17 protein-coding genes, 1 tRNA gene and 1 pseudogene are annotated in these 14,890 nt (G+C 52.2%); 8 read left to right on the top strand and 11 right to left on the bottom strand.

What is annotated here, in order from left to right; all coding sequences use genetic code 11:
- Positions 1 to 34 precede the first annotated feature (34 nt).
- The 4 genes from ACLL9E_RS09330 (at position 35) to ACLL9E_RS09345 (ending at position 2,895) form a co-directional block, all read left to right on the top strand.
- A tRNA-Lys gene (locus ACLL9E_RS09330) sits at positions 35 to 110 on the top strand.
- Between the two features lie 179 nt (positions 111 to 289).
- On the top strand, positions 290 to 1,183 hold the full coding sequence (locus ACLL9E_RS09335; RefSeq protein ID WP_411291462.1) for a DUF6538 domain-containing protein: 894 nt from the start codon (positions 290 to 292) through the stop codon (positions 1,181 to 1,183).
- 390 nt (positions 1,184 to 1,573) lie between these two features.
- Positions 1,574 to 2,269 carry a PEPxxWA-CTERM sorting domain-containing protein gene (locus tag ACLL9E_RS09340; protein WP_411291463.1) on the top strand — a complete coding sequence of 232 codons (696 nt, stop codon included), beginning with the start codon at positions 1,574 to 1,576 and terminating at the stop codon, positions 2,267 to 2,269.
- Positions 2,270 to 2,733: 464 nt separating this feature from the next.
- A complete protein-coding gene (locus ACLL9E_RS09345; protein ID WP_411291464.1) occupies positions 2,734 to 2,895 on the top strand; it encodes a hypothetical protein in 162 nt (53 codons plus the stop codon).
- Positions 2,896 to 3,043: 148 nt separating this feature from the next.
- Here the strand turns inward: ACLL9E_RS09345 and ACLL9E_RS09350 are convergent, their stop codons facing one another.
- Together ACLL9E_RS09350 and msrA are read right to left on the bottom strand one after the other, a co-directional pair.
- Positions 3,044 to 3,685, bottom strand: coding sequence for a DUF1223 domain-containing protein (locus tag ACLL9E_RS09350; protein ID WP_411291465.1), 642 nt, complete (start codon positions 3,683 to 3,685; stop codon positions 3,044 to 3,046).
- Positions 3,686 to 3,817: 132 nt separating this feature from the next.
- Entirely contained in the window at positions 3,818 to 4,435 is a 618-nt protein-coding gene (gene msrA / locus ACLL9E_RS09355) for a peptide-methionine (S)-S-oxide reductase MsrA (protein WP_411291466.1), read from the bottom strand.
- Positions 4,436 to 4,784: 349 nt separating this feature from the next.
- Between msrA and ACLL9E_RS09360 the strand changes: the two genes are divergently transcribed.
- The 3 genes from ACLL9E_RS09360 to ACLL9E_RS09370 all read left to right on the top strand — a co-directional run bounded on the left by ACLL9E_RS09360 (position 4,785) and on the right by ACLL9E_RS09370 (position 6,754).
- Positions 4,785 to 5,069, top strand: coding sequence for a hypothetical protein (locus ACLL9E_RS09360; protein WP_411291467.1), 285 nt, complete (start codon positions 4,785 to 4,787; stop codon positions 5,067 to 5,069).
- Positions 5,070 to 5,147: 78 nt separating this feature from the next.
- Entirely contained in the window at positions 5,148 to 5,987 is an 840-nt protein-coding gene (locus tag ACLL9E_RS09365) for a DUF692 domain-containing protein (RefSeq protein ID WP_411291468.1), read from the top strand.
- The gene (locus tag ACLL9E_RS09370; RefSeq protein ID WP_411291469.1) at positions 5,984 to 6,754 is read left to right on the top strand and encodes a putative DNA-binding domain-containing protein; all 771 of its coding nucleotides are present in this window, start codon (positions 5,984 to 5,986) and stop codon (positions 6,752 to 6,754) included. The genes ACLL9E_RS09365 and ACLL9E_RS09370 overlap by 4 nt, the downstream gene beginning before the upstream one ends.
- A 57-nt stretch (positions 6,755 to 6,811) precedes the next feature.
- Here the strand turns inward: ACLL9E_RS09370 and ACLL9E_RS09375 are convergent, their stop codons facing one another.
- From ACLL9E_RS09375 to ACLL9E_RS09395, 5 genes are all read right to left on the bottom strand, one after another.
- Positions 6,812 to 7,447, bottom strand: coding sequence for an NrsF family protein (locus ACLL9E_RS09375; protein WP_411291470.1), 636 nt, complete (start codon positions 7,445 to 7,447; stop codon positions 6,812 to 6,814).
- A gap of 1 nt (position 7,448) precedes the next feature.
- A complete protein-coding gene (locus tag ACLL9E_RS09380; protein ID WP_411291471.1) occupies positions 7,449 to 7,973 on the bottom strand; it encodes a sigma-70 family RNA polymerase sigma factor in 525 nt (174 codons plus the stop codon).
- Positions 7,970 to 8,422, bottom strand: a complete 453-nt coding sequence (locus ACLL9E_RS09385) for a DoxX family protein (protein ID WP_411291472.1) — start codon at positions 8,420 to 8,422, stop codon at positions 7,970 to 7,972. The genes ACLL9E_RS09380 and ACLL9E_RS09385 overlap by 4 nt, the downstream gene beginning before the upstream one ends.
- 211 nt (positions 8,423 to 8,633) lie before the next feature.
- A complete protein-coding gene (locus ACLL9E_RS09390; RefSeq protein ID WP_411291473.1) occupies positions 8,634 to 8,936 on the bottom strand; it encodes a DUF2282 domain-containing protein in 303 nt (100 codons plus the stop codon).
- 150 nt (positions 8,937 to 9,086) lie between these two features.
- The gene (locus ACLL9E_RS09395; protein ID WP_411291474.1) at positions 9,087 to 9,239 is read right to left on the bottom strand and encodes a hypothetical protein; all 153 of its coding nucleotides are present in this window, start codon (positions 9,237 to 9,239) and stop codon (positions 9,087 to 9,089) included.
- Between the two features lie 456 nt (positions 9,240 to 9,695).
- Here ACLL9E_RS09395 and ACLL9E_RS09400 point away from each other — a divergent pair.
- Positions 9,696 to 9,959: pseudogene (locus ACLL9E_RS09400) on the top strand (IS5/IS1182 family transposase); the annotation flags it as partial.
- Positions 9,960 to 10,204: 245 nt separating this feature from the next.
- Here ACLL9E_RS09400 and ACLL9E_RS09405 read toward each other — a convergent pair.
- From ACLL9E_RS09405 to ACLL9E_RS09420, 4 genes are all read right to left on the bottom strand, one after another.
- Complete coding sequence (locus tag ACLL9E_RS09405; RefSeq protein ID WP_411291475.1) at positions 10,205 to 10,708, bottom strand: DUF2141 domain-containing protein; 504 nt, start codon at positions 10,706 to 10,708, stop codon at positions 10,205 to 10,207.
- Positions 10,709 to 10,778: 70 nt separating this feature from the next.
- A complete protein-coding gene (locus tag ACLL9E_RS09410) occupies positions 10,779 to 12,158 on the bottom strand; it encodes a lipopolysaccharide biosynthesis protein (protein ID WP_411291476.1) in 1,380 nt (459 codons plus the stop codon).
- Entirely contained in the window at positions 12,100 to 13,302 is a 1,203-nt protein-coding gene (locus ACLL9E_RS09415; RefSeq protein WP_411291477.1) for a hypothetical protein, read from the bottom strand. The genes ACLL9E_RS09410 and ACLL9E_RS09415 overlap by 59 nt, the downstream gene beginning before the upstream one ends.
- Positions 13,299 to 14,888 (bottom strand): HAD-IB family phosphatase, encoded by a 1,590-nt coding sequence (locus tag ACLL9E_RS09420; protein WP_411291478.1) that lies wholly within the window; start codon positions 14,886 to 14,888, stop codon positions 13,299 to 13,301. The genes ACLL9E_RS09415 and ACLL9E_RS09420 overlap by 4 nt, the downstream gene beginning before the upstream one ends.
- Between the last annotated feature and the right edge of the window lie 2 nt (positions 14,889 to 14,890).

Here is a 14,890-nt window from a genome sequence, read left to right on the forward strand (position 1 = left end):
CGCTCTCCTTTGAACCCGCATCGGTTCAGGTCGGGGGCCCTTAGCTCAGTCGGTAGAGCAACTGACTTTTAATCAGTAGGTCGCTGGTTCGAACCCAGCAGGGCTCACCATATCCACAGAACACGCTGAAAACCTCAGGTTACCGTCAAACAAACTGTGTTCAACCAGCGTTGTCTCTACAATTGGTCCCCACCGTCTTGATGCAACTGATAGTCCTAACCCTCGGGTATCCTCACTTGTTGGTCGAATTTGCGTCTCCACAAACCGTCCACGTAAATGCGTTCCACACATGGTTCGAAAGCGTGGCATCTACCACATAAGAAAACGTGTCCCGACAGTTCTGATCGAGACGATTGGAAAGCGGGAAATCTGGATGTCCCTGCGGACTGACTCCGAGATAGGGGCTCGCCGCCGTTCGCATGCCGTCCTCGCACAGATCGAAGCTGGCTTTGCTCAGGCTCGGCTAACAAATGGTGGTATTGTCGATCTAACGCTCCTCCAACCGTGGGAGGCACGGTCTGGGTTATCGCTACCCAGTGCTGCAAGCTTAACGCTCATACGAAGGGACGACCCTACGCTTGCTGACACCATCACTGTGGGCGAGGTCTTTGACAGGTTTTTGGCAGACCCAACCCAAAATTGGTCTCCGCGCACGCTACTTGCGTATGAAACAACTCATAGACTCGTTGTTTCAATTATTGGTGCATCTACCCCGATCAATGCGCTTTCGAGGGCAGTCTGCCGAGATTTTTTGGAAACACTTCGCTTCTTACCTAAAGGAGCATCAAGAGCCTTCCCTGCCCTTAGTCCCAAAGAAGCTTCGATCCATGCCAAGGCGACGGGCTATGCTCGGCACTGCGAAGAGGACAATTCGAATGAACACCTGTTCAAAGAAAAATATGGCACTTTGGAACTGATCAAGCTGCCGCCGCCTGCGCAGCTCGAATTGCAGTCGCAAATCAAGGCGAGTAACTTCGCGTTAGGTGAATATTGCGTTGCGTATGCAGACCCCGCTACTTTGGCAGCAATTCGACTTGTCCGCACCAACGCCCCGAATTTTGACGCCGTTGAAAGAAAAATCGCAATCATTAAATCATACCGGCCTGGTAACCACGTGGATATGACAGGAGACCCATTCTCCATCGTGGCACAGGATGTGACCAGATTGAGGGGCTTGCAATGAGCGCTTTGTAGTGCCTGATACGATCAAGCGCAGCGCGCGTAAGGCGGGCTTCCTCAGCCTCCTCAGTTTTATCCAATGCTTAACAGCTCCGCCGGAAACGGCGGTGCCGTCTCATCTCCAAGGTTGGCGAAGCATTTCCGATTGCAGACGCGCTATTACTCAAACAGGTCCTCTGACACAGAAGCTGGGCGTGCGGTTTACAACCAGCATATTCTCTCAATATTGATCTGACACACGATCGGGATGCTGGCCCGTCTCATTTTGACACATCTTCGAAACTTTCGCATATTTGCAAATATACGAGTCCTAAGAAAACGTTAATGATGCTAGTAGTTCTATTGTAATTGAAGCGGGTCGCGTCGCTCTACACTGTTTTCAGGGATACTAGCAATGCATAAGTCACTAATTTTGTTGGCCTCAATGGCTTTGGCAACACCATCCATGGCCGCCACGAATCTTGTAAAGAACGGTAGCTTCGAATCTAATTTCGTGGATTGGACGCTCATGGAAAATGGCGGTGGTACCTCACCGGTAGTTATCACTTATGGCTCAACGGCACAGTATCCGTTTGGTGCTTTCGGTGAGGCTGTGCTGCCTAATATGATAGCATCTCAGAGCCCTGACGCTGCTGGGGACAAGTTGGCTTATTTATCTTCGGATACCGCAAATCCGCACAGCCTTTCGCAGATCGTAAATTTGGTGGCAAATACCACCTATAATATTGGATTTGATTATTATATCCCGCAAAATGGAATTGATAACCGGTTTGATGCGTCACTAGCGTTCTTTGTTGGCGGCGTTGCTGTTGGGTCACCTTTGATCGCTGGTCCTGCAAATACAACAGCAAGAACCTGGCAGAATTTCACCACTTCGTTTACAGCAACAACGACCGGTCCTCAAAAATTCGATTTTCAATTCCGAGGTCTAGGCAATCCAGCTGCCGACTTTGGTATTGATCGGGTTTTTGCGATTGCAGCCCCTGTGCCGGAGCCAGCGACGTGGATGATGATGTTGCTAGGCATGGCAGGCATCGGTTTTTCAATGCGCCGCAAGAAAGATACGACATTGCGCGTGCGTTTCGCTTAATCCACACTAACCGAAACTAGTGTGTTCCAAAGCCCTGCCCGAAACGGCGGGGCTTTTTCATTTCTGGCAGGTGAACCTATCCGCTTGCTGCTATCGGCACGCTGTAGGTCCGTTGGACTACTCTAACAGGTCCTCCGTCGGGAGCGGCTTAGCTGGCAACTAATCCATCAGAGTGATATTGATGATTCGGCGTGCGTTTGGATAAGTCCAACCGCACAAGCCCCGTTATACGATCCAAGCAAGCGAATGTCCTTGGCCTTGCCAGCTTAGTTTTTCCACGCGGTCGCGGTCAAATGTGATGATGGCGAATCGTTTACGTCCCATAGATGGTCGTTGGAACGAAAGAAGAACTTTGGCAATAGACCGCTCTGTTTTAGCGAAGGCGATCAAGGCTCGATTACGCCACTGCGGCGGTCGATGTGGATATCGATTAGAAATGGGTACTAAATTATTTAGGGGGAATTATGCTTAGAGGGGCAATAATCGGAGCGCTGTTGTTATCGGGCTGCGGCGGGCCACCGCTTTCGGATAAACAGCGAGCAGAGGTCGAGAAGATTGCCGAGGATTTTGCTGATACCGCTGCATCCGAAGCCACCTCGAACGTCGATACGCTTGCGACGCGCTGAGTCGTCAAAGGCACGCGACTTGATCTTAGGCGCATTGATCAATTGACACTTCGCAGGTGGCGACGGAGGCGACAATACAATGCAGCCGGTAGTGTCGAAAGACCGCATTTGTGAAATCGATGATCGAGAAAGCCAAAGTTGAACCTGCTTAGAGCTTCTTTGCCGCTAAAATTGGACCCGTTTGCTTTGACTGCACCAAGATCGCGGATTGCCAGGCAATATTGGGGTTTACCGGGAGCTTGTAGATGACGCTATTTCCGTCCCATTTACCCAGCTTCACCAATTGGCGCACAATATTGCGGTGTGGAAGTTGGCGGCCGCCATTCTCGCCGGTGCGGATGGCAACGTCATGATTTCGCGGATCGTACCGGATGAGCAATACGTCACCGTTGCCGTTTCCCGCGCCGATGGCCACCGAGCCTGAATTGACATCGATTGACGGACCTCCGCTTAAATCTCGCGTAGCCGCAACGGCGCGTTCCAGCTCACCCGGGCGATTGCCCACTATTGCGCGTCTACCATTAAGTACCACTTGCGGCGTATAGACCCCGTTATTCCCTAAGGCGCTGGCATATGCATATTGGCGCTTTGTGTATGCTGGATCACCAAAAATGTCCTTCCAACCTAAACGGTCCCAATAGGTGACAGCAAAGCTGAGTGCGATTACATCGCTCCTCGCCGCTATGGCATTTAATGCCGCGTTGGCTGGCGGGCAGGAGGAACAGCCCTGACTTTGGTAGAGCTCTACGACGATAAGGCCATTAGAGTCGCCCGATGCCTTGCTCGGCATTGAAGTTTGCGGAGTGGCTCCCAACGCATTGCTGTTGTTTATTATCATAGCGGCGGCGACCAGGCATGTTGGGCCTAAAATTCTCACGTAACGTACATTCATCAACCTATATCCCGTGAATATAACAATCGGTTAGCCCCAGATCTGTTTTAACCGCGCATCACGGCCACAATTAAGCCGGTAGAATCGGTAACGGATCGGATTTTTCTTGTAATAATCTTGATGGTAAGCCTCCGCTGGATAAAACGTCGTTGCGGGTAAAACGAGGGTTACGACGGGTTTTTTGAGCGATCCTTGCGTCTTGACTTTGATGTTCTCTGCTACCTGGCGCTGAGCGGCAGTCGAGACGAAAAAAGCCGACCGATAACGGTAGCCGCGATCACAGAAACTGCCGCCGGTATCCAACGGGTCGATTGTGCGAATGAACCGCGCGGCGAGCGTCGCATAACTGATTTTTGCCGGGTCATAAGTGACGCGTACCGCCTCGATATGCCCTGTACCGCCAGCCGAGACCGCCTCATAAGTTGGATTGCGCAGCTTGCCGCCTGTGTAACCCGATGTGGTCGAAAGTACGCCGGGAATCTTATCGAAATCAGCTTCGGTGCACCAAAAACAACCTCCCGCGAACACCGCCTGGGCGCGTTCCGTCGGCACTTGGCTACGCACTTGGCTTGTCGCCGCACTGAAACTAGTTGCAGCCGCAGCGGTGACCATCAAAATGACCCAGGCCAGCTTTAGTTTCTTGTTCACTGTCATAAAGTCCTTTGAGATATTGTTGCTTCACCAACGTTTGCCAATTCGTTGCGGTTCAATGGCTACGGCAAAATTTCACTGACGACTAAAAATGTGGTTCGACAGTCTAGCCTTCGAAGTTACATGATAGGTGGAAAAATATTATTTCGGTACTTGGCGACGATAGCCGAGCGCGGCGTCGCCACGAAAATTCAAACCATCAATATTGTTGGGTGCGGCGGTGGTAACAAAACTTCACTGCGGAAAATTTCTTAGAATTTTGTTCACATGTAACCATCGCGGTATGCAGCACGAATGACAACATACCCATGTCGGGTAGACAAACCCTTTCGAGGAATTGATCAAGATGAACGCTAAACGCAAAACAACATTCGCAGCTTTGGCTGGTGCCATGGCCTTGGTATCGGCCGCGGGTTTCGCTGCCGACGCACCTAATGGCAGCAAGGGTCTGGCCGTTGGGGCCGCCGATACTGTTCATTGTTATGGCATCCACAGCTGCAAAGGCAACTCGGACTGCGCCACCGCTGAAAATGAATGCAAAGGGCAAAATGCCTGCAAGGGTCATGGCTTCAAAGCCATGAAAGCTGGACAATGCCTTACCAAAGGCGGCGTGATCGGCGATATTGGTTAAGCCCTAAGGTCCGGTGCTCGCTGCCCTTCCCTGTTTCTGCGCGCACCGGACCTTCAATGCTTATAAAAAGCTAAATGTATGACGTACGAAATTCCAGCATTCGCCGGATATGGCCTTGGTCTTCGCAATGACCATTACGTTGACTTTATTGAACAAAATATATCTGTTGATTTTGTCGAGGTAATTTCTGAAAATTTCATGCTCGACGGGGGACGCCCGTTGCGGATTCTGGAACAGGTCCGCGAGAAACATCCAGTTGCCCTGCACGGTGTTTCGATGTCGATAGGATCCGCACACGGCGTAGATCAGTTCTATCTTCAACGTCTTCGAAATCTCGCTGAGCGGATTGATCCACTTTGGATATCCGATCATCTATGCTGGACGCGCAACAGCGCACATAACAGTCATGATCTGTTGCCGCTTCCGCTGACGCGCGAAGCGCTCGACGTCGTTTGTGACAACATAGATTATGTACAAGAGACACTTGGTCGCGCAATTCTCCTGGAGAACCCCTCAAGCTATCTTACTTTTCCTGAAGACGAGCTCACGGAGTGGGAATTTATAGCTGCGATGGCGCAGCGCACGGGTTGTTATTTGCTGCTCGACATAAACAATATTTACGTCAGTGCGCATAATCACAATTTCGCTGCAGATGACTATATTGCTGGTGTGCCGCTCGAGCGCGTGCGCCAGATCCATCTTGCAGGGCATACGCCGGGCGAGATAATCATAGACACCCACGACCGCGCGGTCGCCGACGGAGTCTGGGCGCTCTACAGAAAAGCGATCGATATTTTGGGCCCAGTCGCCAGTATGATCGAGCGCGATGGCAATATACCACCTCTGTCGGATTTGCTCAGCGAATTGGATCTGGCCCGTTCAGGTGGCGTCGATGCGTTGCTGCGATCATCCATATGAGTTCGCTTGCCCAACGCCAAACTGAATTTATGGCGCAGCTGTGTGAGGAAGAGGCACCGATTACCGATGGCTGGACATCTCGTTATGCCCAAGGCCTCGCCATTTACCGTAACAATTACCGTGTCACTTTGGTGGATGCATTATCGGATACATTTGAACGCACGGCACGCTGGGTAGGACAGGATGCCTTTCATCAGGCTGCAGCGCACCATGTCATAGCGCATCCGCCAGCTGGCTGGACCTTGGACGATGTCGGCCAAGGTTTCGATGTGACCCTTGCCGCGCTCTTTGCCAATGATCCGGAGGTAAGCGAACTGGCCTGGGTGGAATGGTCGATGCACCAGGCCTTTGGTGCGCTGGATGCCGAGCCGTTAACGGCGGCCGGCTTCGCCGCTGCAACGTCAGAATTTGATGACGAAGATTGGAGCGCGCTCTGCCTTAGTTTCGTGCCGCGAACTGTTTCGCGCATCATATGGCATGACATCGGCGCGATATGGCACGCCCTGGATGCTGAGGTTTTCTGTCCACCGGAATTTGCACTGAGCGCCCCGGGCTCTTGTCACGTCTATCGGGAAGGTGAACGCCCAACGTTTCTTATCGCTCCGGCGTCCGAACATGAAGCAATAAAAGCCATGATGGATGGTGCAAGCTTTGGCGACATCATCCAGATGCTCGCCGGCCAATCGTCGTTGGAGTCCGCAGCCGCCGAAACCGGTGCCATGCTTGGTCGGTGGCTTCACAACGGATTGATCTGCGATTTGCGGTAACTTGGGCACAATATGGTCTATATGCCTAATTATCGGTGGGGTCAGCCACCACGGTTTTCACCATCTGATCAGGCGTGGTACCGCGAGACGACCGGCCACCGCACATATTCCAACGGCTAACGTATACCATATCCCGATATAGACGACGTTATTGAACGGGCAGTGGATGTTGTAAGCAAAAGCGCCCAGTCCTCCCGATGCTATGCCCACAAGCCATCCAGCACGGCTAAGTGAGGTCGGCGCACCGCGGCGCAAATGCAAGATCATGGGCGCTGCAGTGGCGACCGCACCAATCGCACTGAACATGAGGCACTGGCCCACCGTATACATTTTGCTCATTGCTGTGCCGATGTCACCGGTCAATGCCACGATCAGTGCAACGATTGGAAACAGGAGAGCCACTGCCAGCGCCATTTGCCAGTTCATATATGCTTTACCGACGGAAGGGCTCGCCATTCCCAGCACGGCATGCGCTGTCCCGCCGCCAAGCAGAAGCAAGATGCCTGATCGGATCAAAAACATTGCGTCAGGATTGCCCGCCAACACATCGGATCGAACACCGCGCACGAGCGCGACAATGGCAATCATCGCAACCGTTATTGCCGCTGCCGTAGCCAGGGGTCCGCGCCGATTCAAAACTGTCACTGGCTCCAAATCATCCACCAATGCGGCAATGTCATAACTCTTCTTCATCTCATTCACTCTCGATTAGCGCCGCAAGCTTCTTCAAGCCGCGATGGATATTCACTTTAACCAATGGCTCGGACTGCCCGCATTTTATGCACGCCTCCGAAATGCTGAGCCCGTCTATTTTTACCAACCGAATGGCGACGGCTTGACCTTCGGGTAACTGAGTTAGCAAACGGTCAATGCTGATTTTGGCTCCAACCACATCCTCATGGCTACCTTCGCTGTGCTGATCCTTTAGTTCGTCTGCGGTATGGCGATACGTCTTACGAAGACGGTCAACCCACCTGTATCGTGCGATGGCAGCAAGCCATGGCAAAAACGGCCGTGAAGGATCATAGCTTGCCCGTTTATTGTGCAACGAAATCAGCGTGTCTTGAACCAGGTCATCGACGGCATCAGCGGAAATTTTGCGCGCAAAAAACCGTGCCAGCCATCTTGCCGTCTGTTCGAGCAAAACAGCGTAAGCCTGCTTATCGCCATTCTGAGACCGGCGCATGAGGTCGCGCATGATTTCTTCGCGTGCGATCATGTCTTTTTGACTAGCAGTGTATCGATCGAAAATCGACCTGCACCGCGCACGATCAAAACCAGCGCAAGTGACACCCAGATGATGTGCACTGACCACCAAGCTTCGGGATACACAAAAATCTGGATCACCATGGTCATGCCCAGCAGGGCTAACGCAGACAGTCTTGTGAACAAACCAAGGATTATGAGGATCGGAAACAGGTGTTCGGCGTAGGTTGCCATATATGCGGCAAATTCCGGAGGAAGTGGAACTGCCTTATATTCTTCCTGAAACAGAAATTTCGCGGTGTCACTGACCAACAGCCAGCTGCCTTCAGCGACCTTCGTTCGGCCGGATCGCCAGAAAATACCTGCAAGCGAAACGCGCACCATGATAAGAGTCACTTGGTCCATCCATGAGTTGGACACCAAGGCAACGGCACGATTATAAGATGTGGTAACAAATTTCATAATCGCTCCGCCTTGAAAACGCACAGTTGTCACGCCGCTATTGGGTATTGCGGATGGGCCTCATGCCTGTCGGTGCGACCCGAGATTAGAAAATCGGGCTAAGCATCATAAGGCTGCAGCTTAAGCTATCCCGAGCGCGGGGAATTTCGGTCAAGAACAGGTTGCCGCAGGACATCAGCCATTATGCCCATCCGCAAATCTTTTGCCCGCTTCAGGACTTTTGACGGTCCTGTTGCGCCACTGGCTTGGCATTGCCCGCATGTGCAGTCAGTGTACCACCCATTTTTACACAAGACCCTTTGGCAACGAGTTTCCATGCGTTGCCCTGATAATTGACCGTTGACGTACCAGCACAACTTGTACCTGGGCCAGCAGCGCAGTCATTCTTGCCCTTCAAAGAAACGCCATAACATTTCTCTTTTTCGCCGGCAGCAAAGGCTGGCGCCGCCGCAAGTGTAGTGGCTGCTGATAGTGCAGCTGCAGCGACAGCGAGTTTCGATATAAGGTTGCTCATAAGTTCTCCAATTTACTTAGAAAATTCTTAAAATGGCCATTGCGTCAGTGGTCAAATGGTCATTCGTCTCTTTGGATGATGTCGTTACAATTGACTGAACGAAAATAGACGTATGCCCGACATGATAACAGGGCGCCGTCTTTGACGGACTTAGTCATCACAGCAGTCGGCGACCTCTTCACAGCAATGTTCGAGTCCCGCGCAGCAATCATCGACCATTTGGATCAGTGAGGCTGGGGTCGATGCAAAAGCAGCAGGCGACAAGACAACCAGCGCTACTGTCGCGAATAAAAACTTTTTCATTACAAATCTCCCAAAATATATTCGTTTGATGTGTGAGCGATTTAGGTCATGGCTGAAGAATTTAAGGCGCGAGATGCCAACCAAGTGACGCCAATATCGGCCATGACAATTGTTCACAAAGCGAGCTCGCATCCAACAGGGTTATGGTTACATATTGTTGTAGGACATATTGCCTTCTTTCGCTCGTTTTGAACGGATGGCAGCTCTCAACGGGGTATTCGCACCTTGCGAACGATCCCTTTGTTTGCGGGAGTGCTGAGCGTTCTGACTGGCCTAAACTGGTATCCGCGCTATTGATTCCCGCAGCTTGCGACAATCACCCCGATCAATGAGACGCTTACGACTACCAAGATATCGACAACATAGACGCGGTCCAGATGATACGCGGTTTCAAATCATTCGAATCAGGACTGCGAGGGTTGCGAGGACTGACAGAGATGCACGCAGGATATGGCTGCTCGCAAGGTCATCCGCTTGAGTCACGAAGGCGCTCGTGACCTGGCGCGTAATATTGCAACTGCCAACCTGTATCTCGTTTCACCGCGCCAGCGAGAGAACGTCGCCATGCTGTTCGTCCGCCTCAAGCGCATTCGCTAGCTGGACCGCTTGCGCCTGTGCGGTCCCAACAGCGCAGATGACAAGTTCCACCTCGCCGCCGCAGCCCAAAACGAGCGCAAAATGGTCAAGATGATCCCCAAGCCGGGCCCCGCACCTAACTGATCAGGAATGTCAGCCCGCTCGCGTGAATTCTAGATCGCCCTATGAGAGTCACCGCAAGCGGGGTTTTCAACAGAATAGGGCGAGGAGCGGACTGTCCGCTGATGTGCGTGGATCGATGAATTGCTGCTGTTTAGGCCGGTCAGAATGATTGGCTGTTGCCGCTAACACAACTAGCGCTCGGCCCCCTGACAAGCCATAATACCGACCATTAAAATCTTAAATCATGAGTCATTGAGAGTTTGTGACTAGCCTGGTCGAAGCTTTCCGCCAGAGAGATACTTGATAATGATCGTGGCTACCGTGCTCCCGCGTCCGACAGTTATCTGAACTTTGCTTACAGGCGGCATTTTCTTGAAAATGACGTCTAGTAACGAGACGTCAGGGTTACCTGAGGCACCAGCACCGTCGGCTCGATCTGTCTTACCATTACGGTTTGCATCGTGCCGAACATCGACCGCATACGTTCCTGCGCGGGGAACAGCAATGCAATGCTCGATATCGCCGTTTTTAGGCACTGCAAATTCGATACGGTTAAGGGTATATCGTTTGTCAAAATATGTGTTTGGATCGCCACCGAAAAGCCGAATTCTAACGGTTCCTGCTCGATGTTTGAGACCAATAATTTTTACGAGAATCGACGACCCAGACGTTGTCGAGCAAGGTTCATTTTGTGCCCTGATAGGTTCACCGATAAAAAGGCTCGTTACAACCAAGCCAACCATGGAAAGCCGTCTCACCACCGTCACCATTCCGGAGAGTTGTTGGAGGCTTGAAATAGCCCATTTGGCGGGGCATCATAAATATGAAAACTGCCCAGCATTACCGACCTTTCCGTACATGCTGATTGGTATAGTGCCACAAAAACACACCGAGTGATGTACTTGCTACCATAGCTTGCAAAATTGCGTGCATTCCCGCCCCTTGGAGCCCCCAATATGCAGTCAGAATAGGCAGCAGCGGCAGCAACCCTAAATTGGTTATGAAGTTGGATATCACGGACAAGCCCGGCCTTCCCAAAGCAATCAGTGCGGCGCTCGTGGGCGGTCCGGTCAACGCGATGACCCGCGCCACGGCAAGCAAGATCATCACCCCTGCAGCCGCTGCGTAAGCGGGTCCTGCTATCAATATGGCTATCTGTTTGGAGAACAGAGCTAAGACAAACACGATTGGTAAAGCAGCGAGCAGCGATATTCCGACGCAGCGTATCAGCGCATGGCGGATGTTATGGCCAGACCCGCCTCCCGCCACTAATCTTGCAAGTTCGGCGTATGCAGCTTGGCCCAGTATCTGCGCAGGTTGTGCGATAACCACGGTAGTGCGGTGGGCAATCGAGTATAATCCCGCGGCGACCGGTCCCAGCACCCAGCCCATGACCAACGGTGTAACGCGGGTGACGAGGTCGCCAAGCATGATATCGGCATTGGCGGTCACCATGAAACGCATCAGCCCGGGATGTTCATGCCGGACATCCGCGACATTACCCAATAGTGGGTGATCGACCAAATGCCTTCGCGCGAAATAGATGCCAGCGAGCCACAGGCTGAGTCCCTCGGCCAACGCAGCGATCAGCCACGCGATGATGAAGCCGCTCAAACCCCAGCCGAAGGCAACGACGATCAAGGTACCGATGAGCCGCATGACCGGCGTGACAATGTTGTGTGCGCCCAATATGTCAAACCGACGGAGGATTTGAAGATAGCCACCCGGGGTCGCGCGCACCGTTGCCAGCACCGCAAGGCTATAGGGTATAGCCAGCATCTGCGCTTCGGCATTCCAGCCGAGACGTGGTCCCAATATCGGAGCCAAAATCGCCGCGATGATAACGGCAGTGAAGCCACCGGCAAGCTCAAAGGCTCCAACAAAACGCAGCAGCCGGACAAGCTTTGCCTGATCCCCCGCCGCCAGTGACTGCACACCGTATCGAACTATTGCATGCCATCCCGGAAACGCGATTAGCCCCCCGACCAGCATTGCGTAATAATTGATCAGGACGAGCACGCCATAATCCGCCGGCCCGAGTACGCGTGCCGCAATGGCGATATAGATCAAACTGATCAGCCCAGCCGCCGCCTTGCCGCCCAAAAGCAAACCAAGATTCTGATAGATGCGCCGGACGATACCCGGTTCTTGAGACGATGCGTCATTCACAGTTTGTAATTTCAGCAATCGCCCGAGCAGCCCGGCGCGAAGAAGGCTCATCCGTCAAATCAAAAGTATAATCGAAAAGTGCCTTTTGGGCTGCTTTGTAATTCGTTTGATGCATTGCTTCTGCACGGCCCAAAGCAGCCCCCAGTTCGTCTGTGGACGCAATCACATCGCCTGCCCGCCAATGCGCATAATTGGGGTCGGACGTAAAGTCATGGCCGTGGCTGTTGATGAAAATTGCCGGTCTTGGAAACCGCAGAAATTCATATATCTGGCTGCTAACGTCGCCCAAATAGATGTCTGCCGCGTTGGTATAAGTCATGTCTGCGGATGCGATGCTGCCCAAATCAATATGGATATTGCGCGCGTTGTAATATTTCTTTTTGAGCGAGCCCGGTAACGCCAGCCGAAGCTTATCGATGGTAAAGACAGCCCTGCGGTGAAACAGCATAATATGCGGTGCGAAGATCAGATTATACTGCGGATGCGCGACAAACCAGTCGAGCACATCACGGCCATGTTTGAACCAAGATGACAGGTGCGGCGATAAATGCGGGTTATAGAGAACGGTTGGATTGCCGTTGCCTTGAAACAGCAGCTTGGCCGGCGCCGGATCGACGGCGTCAAATTTCGGATACCCGGTAATTCTGATTTTACTAGGGGCAACTTTGGCTTCTGCAATTAGCCGGTCTTTGATCTTTGGTCCCGCCGCAAGGATATGGTTAAACATCGCTGCCGATTCACCAAAGCCAATTGCGCGGTCGCCTGCACCATGGTCAATCAAGATCATTTTCAGGTTTTGCAGGCCGTAACGGCTTTTCAAAATCAACGACGTTCGCTCAGTTACGACAAGCACATCTAGTGAACGAAAATAATCGAGATTATCACGGTAAATGATTAACTTCCCAACCGGCAGGACCGTGCCAAATGCCTTTTTCACAAGTCGCGAGGCAAGCGATCCAGCCCCAAGTTTAACCCGTTCAAGGTTTGCAGGTACAATGGCGCCCAAAAGTCTGCTTACCTCTGAATCAATAAGGGTGTTGGTCGTTGCGACGCTAACATGTAGGCCAAGCGACGCATTTGCCAGCGAGACTGCGACGGGTAGGCTATGCGCAATCTGGTGAATTTGGTCGTGGTTGAATAGAAAGCCGATATTTGGAGGTCCAATTCGGGGAGCTAAACCTTTCGCACCATTCATGCCCAAAACAATATCTGCCAGTTCAGACCAAGCGCATGATCATATAGCTTACGCGACGGATTTACCGCAATCTTCTCGTCAGCCCATTCAAATGTCGGTAGATCGGAGATATGGTCGGAATAGAAACGCACGTGCGCACCTACGCGCAATACGCCTTGTTCCTCCAGATAGCTTGCGGCCATCTGTTTTTTGGATAAGCCGTAGCAGTTTTCGCCTTCAATCTTTGACGTCAGGTAATTGTCACGCCAAACCGACCTGGTGGCGATAACCTCTGTTATGCCCAGTTGCTCGGCAAGCGCGGCCGAGTAAAACTGATTTGCAGCCGTTGCCAGAATGATACGGCGACCCGCCGCTTGATCTCTGGCAATCGCTGCTTTACCTGCGGTCAAAAAGCCATGGTTGTCGAGACGGCCAGCAAAAAGCTTCGCTTCACGCACGACATCTGCGCGCTCCACCACGTCGCCTAACAACAACCAATGTTCGATTTCTTTGACCCGTCGCCGCGAATATAATCCGCACAGATACCCAAGCATGGCCAGTATAATTATTGGTGCAGCGAGCAATCGCCAGGGCGCAATGTGCCAAGACATAAAAGCCAGCAAAGCCGTGTATGTGGGCCGCCTTGTCAGCGTTCGATCCAAATCGAATATGGACACCGTTTGCAGTGTATCCTTCACCGGAGCATCCGATATTGGTCGTGATTGTAACCCTTGTGACAGTATCAATTCAGCTTGCTCATGATCGCTGATTTTATCGACATCAATCGCGGCTTCGGCCTGCGGTAAAAGCACAAGCGACGCATTGAGTCCTAGTTTTCGCCCCGCGCGGTGGAGCGCAGATGGAAAGCTGATAGTCCGCGTTATTGCACGAAGCGCTAGACGCGGCCCAAAGTGCCAGAAAAGCTTAAACGCCTTTTTCCTGTCCTGCTCGGCTTGTGCCCAAAGCTCAAGCGCCCTCAGCGTGTCACAGCTGCGCAATGCAAACAAGTTCGCTCCCGAATATGCACCGCCTCGAAATTTAAGCCATGTCCGCTTCGACGTAGGATAGCGTTGTAACAACGTCCGGCGCTCCACAGCCGCGACCGCAAGGTCTGAAATACCCGCGCCGTCTATAAACGTGCTCACCATATCAACCGTCAGCAATGGATGGTCTGCAGTAGTGATGAGGACAGGCCAATCCAACGGGGCCTTGCCAACAACATTCGCGATGCTTTGTGAAATTCCGCCAATACTCTTGGCAAATGTTACGCGGTCATTGTCAATTAACTCGGTTAAACCCAGAGCACCAACCATCTCGCGGTGCTGAGCCAATATGACGATGTTGCCGATTTGCGGAGTCGCCAGCAACGTTTCAATGACCCAAGACGCCATCGGTTTTCCTAAAAGCGGGACGCAGGCTTTGCTTTCTTGGGAAAAAATGCTTGCCAGTGGATCAATTCCCGGTCGTTGCCCCGCTAAAACAATAACGGACCACTTACCACTTTCACACAGAGGACCAGTCTTTGCGACGACAACTGACCGCAGCTGGTCGTGCGCCGAAGGGGATCGTTCGGTTTCATCCAATAGGGGAGCATTTTCGAACGACATTG

Origin of the sequence: Sphingorhabdus sp. (assembly GCF_046596595.1) — a bacterium.
Classification (GTDB): domain Bacteria; phylum Pseudomonadota; class Alphaproteobacteria; order Sphingomonadales; family Sphingomonadaceae; genus Sphingorhabdus_B.